The sequence below is a fragment of the Variovorax sp. P4_D9 genome (genome assembly GCF_056401695.1).
In genome coordinates this window covers 1-4,069 of record NZ_JBFUIU010000784.1, presented here as the reverse complement: position 1 = coordinate 4,069, position 4,069 = coordinate 1, and the positions used below count along the sequence as shown (strand labels likewise).

The window sequence follows — 4,069 nt, the reverse complement described above, 5'->3', positions numbered from 1 at the left end:
GCCCGCAACGTCGCGGTGCTCACCGTGTTCGCCTTTTCGTCCGAGAACTGGAACCGGCCGGTCGAGGAAGTGTCAGGCCTGATGGACCTGATGGTCGGGGCACTGAGCCGCGAGGTGCCGAAGCTGAGCCAGGACGGCGTCCGGCTGCACTTCGTCGGCGAGCGCGGCGGGCTGTCCGACAAGATGATCGCCGGCCTGGTCCAGGCCGAAACCGCGACGGCGCACAACACCCGGCTGGTTCTCAATGTTTGCTTCAACTATGGCGGCCGCTGGGACATCGCCCGTGCCGCAGCCCAGGTGGCCGCCCACGGCCAGCCCCTGACCGAGGCCAACCTCGACCGCGCCATGGCGCTCGCGCACGTGCCCGACCCCGATTTGTTCATCCGCACCGGGGGCGAACAGCGCTTGTCGAACTTCCTGCTCTGGCAGAGCGCCTATGCGGAACTGTTCTTCAGCGACCGCCTGTGGCCCGAGTTCGACGAGGCGGCGCTCGACGAAGCCATCGCCGCGTTCCAGCGCCGCGAGCGCCGCTACGGCCAGACTTCCGAGCAGCTCGGCGCCGGCGGTCTGGGCGATCAGCGAGTCGCCTGAGCGCATGCTCAAACAACGCATCATCACTGCGATCGTCCTGCTGGCGATCCTGCTGCCCGCGCTCTTCTATCCTTCGCACGTGCCCTTCGCCTGCGTGATGCTGGCGCTGATCGGGGCCGCGGCCTGGGAGTGGGGCCGCCTCAACGACTACGGCCCGCGGATGTCGCTGTTCCTGGGCGCAGAGACGGTGCTGCTGTGTGCGCTGTCCTGGTGGCTCGGCCTGCTCGAGCGCCCCTTGCTCGGCGTCTGGATCGTCGCCAGCGCAGGCTGGGTGCTCGGCGGCGCCGCGCTGCTTCGGGTGGCGGTTCCGGGCTGGCCGCGGGTGCCCAAGGGGCTGCGCCTGGTCGGCGGCCTCCTCGCCCTCTGGGTGGCCTGGCTGGCGGCGGTGCAGGCTCGCATGGTGGGCATCAATTTTCTGCTCTCGATCCTGGTGCTGGTCTGGGTCGCGGACGTCTTCGCGTATTTCGCCGGCCGCGCCTTCGGGCTCAAGTTCACCCGCAACAAGCTGGCGCCGACCATCAGTCCCGGCAAGAGCTGGGAGGGCGTCTGGGGCGGCATGGCCGGCGTGGTCGTGCTCGCGCTGGCCTGGGCCTGGAGCGACTCGGCCGCTCAGGCGACGGTCGCCAGCCTCTACACGCGGCTGGCCGAACGGGGTTGGTGGCTGCTGCTGATCGGCGTGGTCTTCATGGCGGCCATGAGCGTGGTCGGCGACCTGGTCGAGTCGCTGATCAAGCGCAGCGCGGGCGCCAAGGACAGCAGCGCCCTGCTGCCCGGCCACGGCGGCGTCCTCGACCGGATCGACGCCTTGCTGCCCACGCTGCCGATCGCCATGATGCTGGCTTTCCTATGAATCCAATCAGACAACGCGTCACGGTGCTCGGTTCGACCGGGTCCGTCGGCGTCAGCACGCTCGACGTGATCGCGCGCCATCCCGATCGCTTCGAGGTCTTCGCGCTCTCGGCGGCGACCCGGGTGGACGAACTGTTCGCGCAGTGCGTGCATTTTTCGCCGCAGTTCGCCGTGATGGCGAGCGCGCCGCATGCCGCACTTCTGGCCGACAAGCTGAAGGCGAGCGGCTTGCCGACGCGCGTGCTGAGCGGCGAGGGCGGCATCGAGGAGATCGCCTCCCACCAGCAGGCCGATGCCGTGATGGCGGCCATCGTCGGTGCCGCCGGGCTGGGTCCGTGCCTGGCGGCGGCGCGGGCCGGCAAGCGGCTGTTGCTCGCCAACAAGGAGGCGCTGGTGGTCGGCGGCGAGTTGTTCATGCGCACGGTGCAGGAAGGCGGCGCGACCTTGCTGCCGATCGACAGCGAGCACTCGGCGATCTTCCAGTGCCTGCCCGAGGATCGTCGGACCTGGGCCGAGCGCGTCGACCACGTCCTGCTGACGGCCTCCGGCGGTCCGTTCCGGCAGCGAGATCCGCGAACACTGGCCGAGATCACGCCCGAGCAGGCCTGCGCCCATCCGAACTTCTCGATGGGGCGCAAGATTTCCGTCGACTCGGCGACCATGATGAACAAGGCCCTCGAAGTGATCGAGGCCCGCTGGCTGTTCGACCTGACGCCCGAGCAGGTCAAGGTGGTCATCCACCCGCAGCAGATCATCCACTCGATGGTGCAGTTTCAGGATTCATCGGTGATCGCACAGCTCGGCACGCCGGATATGCGGGTGCCGATCGCCTGTGGCCTGGCCTGGCCGGAGCGCATCGAGAGCGGCGCCGGCAAGCTGGACTTCGCCTCGCTGGCGGACCTGAGCTTCGAGGACGCCGACGCGCTGCGGTTCCCGGGGCTGCACCTGGCATGGCATGCCCTGCGGGCGGCGCCCGGGACCGCGGCGGTGCTGAACGCGGCCAATGAAGTGGCGGTCGAGGCCTTCCTCGACCGGCGGCTGCGCTTCGACCGGATTCATGCGGTCAACCTGGAAACTTTGGAGCTTGTCCGGCCCTCCAACCCCTCGTCGCTCGCGGACCTGCTCGACCTGGACGCCAGCGCCCGTGCCGCGGCCCGTGCCGCGGCGCTTCGTTTCGCGACCTGATCCGATTCATCCTCGGGAAATTTCGATGCTCACAGTCGTCGCCTTCATCGTCGCGCTCGGCCTGCTGATCGCCGTGCACGAATACGGGCACTACCGGGTCGCGGTCGCCTGCGGCGTCAAGGTGCTGCGTTTCTCCGTCGGCTTCGGCAAGACGCTCTATCGTTGGCAGCCGAAGCGCCAGCATCCGGGCCAGAACACCGAGTTCGTGATCGGCGCCTTTCCGATCGGCGGCTACGTCAAGATGCTCGACGAGCGCGAGGGGCCGGTGCCCCCCGAGGAGCGCCATCGGGCTTTCAATACCCAACCCCTTCGCTCTCGCGCCGCGATCGTTGCCGCCGGCCCGATCGCCAACCTGCTGCTGGCGGTCGTGCTCTACACCCTGGTCAACTGGATCGGTGTCCAGGAGCCGGCTGCGACGCTGGCCCGTCCGGTGGCGGCATCGCTGGCCGAACAGGCGGGACTGCAGGGCGGCGAACACATCGCGCGGGCCGGCTTCGACGGCCAGCTGGAGCCCGTTCAATCCTTCGAGGACCTGCGCTGGCGCATGACGCGCGGCGCCCTCGACGGTCGCGACCTGACGCTGGAAATCGCGGACCAGGGCGGCCGGCCGGCGCGCGAGCTGGTCCTGCCGCTGAGTCGCATCGAGGCCAAGGATGCGGATGCGCAGATGTTCCGCAAGATAGGAGTCGTCGCGCCGATGACTCGCCCCGAAATCGGYGAGGTGATGGCTGGCAGCGCTGCTGAGCGTGCCGGCCTGCGCAACGGCGACCTGGTGCGCTCGGTGGGTGCGACGCCAATCGTCGATGGCCTGCAGCTGCGCGAGGCGATCAGGGCCTCGGTCGATGCCGGCCAGCCGCGCACTCAAGCCTGGCAAGTCGAGCGCAGTGGTCAGTCGATCCGCGTCGATGTCACGCCGGAGGTCCGCGACGAGCCTGCCGGCAAGATCGGCCGCATCGGCGCCTATGTTGGCGCGCCGCCCGAGATGGTGCTGGTGCGCCAGGGCGTGGTCGACGGCCTCTGGCGCGGCGTGGTCCGCACCTGGGAAGTGTCGACGCTCACCGTGCGCATGATGGGCAAGATGGTGATCGGCGAGGCCTCTCTGAAGAACCTCAGCGGGCCGCTCACGATCGCCGACTACGCCGGCAAGTCCGCCAGCCTGGGACTGACCCAGTACATGGTGTTCCTGGCCCTGATCAGCGTGAGCCTCGGGGTGTTGAACCTGATGCCGCTGCCGGTCCTCGATGGTGGACACCTGATGTATTATCTTTGGGAGGGCCTGACCGGCAAGAGCGTCTCCGACGCCTGGATGGAAAGGTTTCAGCGCGGCGGTGTCGCGCTGCTGCTGGTCATGATGTCGATCGCACTCTTCAACGACGTCACGCGGCTCTTTGGTTAATTTTTCTGCCAGCCCTTTCGGGCCTTGGCCCAATTCACAGATGAACAC

General features: G+C 68.4%; 4 protein-coding genes. All 4 read left to right on the top strand.

What is annotated here, in order from left to right; all coding sequences use genetic code 11:
* Positions 1–591, top strand: a 591-nt coding sequence (gene uppS, locus AC1DY5_RS45070; RefSeq protein WP_478120899.1) for a polyprenyl diphosphate synthase, incomplete at its 5' end; no start/stop codon positions are given.
* A 4-nt stretch (positions 592–595) separates the two neighbouring features.
* Positions 596–1,441 carry a phosphatidate cytidylyltransferase gene (locus AC1DY5_RS45065; RefSeq protein WP_478120898.1) on the top strand — a complete coding sequence of 282 codons (846 nt, stop codon included), beginning with the start codon at positions 596–598 and terminating at the stop codon, positions 1,439–1,441.
* Complete coding sequence (ispC, locus tag AC1DY5_RS45060; protein ID WP_478120897.1) at positions 1,438–2,625, top strand: 1-deoxy-D-xylulose-5-phosphate reductoisomerase; 1,188 nt, start codon at positions 1,438–1,440, stop codon at positions 2,623–2,625. The genes AC1DY5_RS45065 and ispC overlap by 4 nt, the downstream gene beginning before the upstream one ends.
* A 25-nt stretch (positions 2,626–2,650) precedes the next feature.
* The gene (rseP, locus tag AC1DY5_RS45055) at positions 2,651–4,021 is read left to right on the top strand and encodes an RIP metalloprotease RseP (protein WP_478120896.1); all 1,371 of its coding nucleotides are present in this window, start codon (positions 2,651–2,653) and stop codon (positions 4,019–4,021) included.
* Positions 4,022–4,069: the final 48 nt, after the last annotated feature.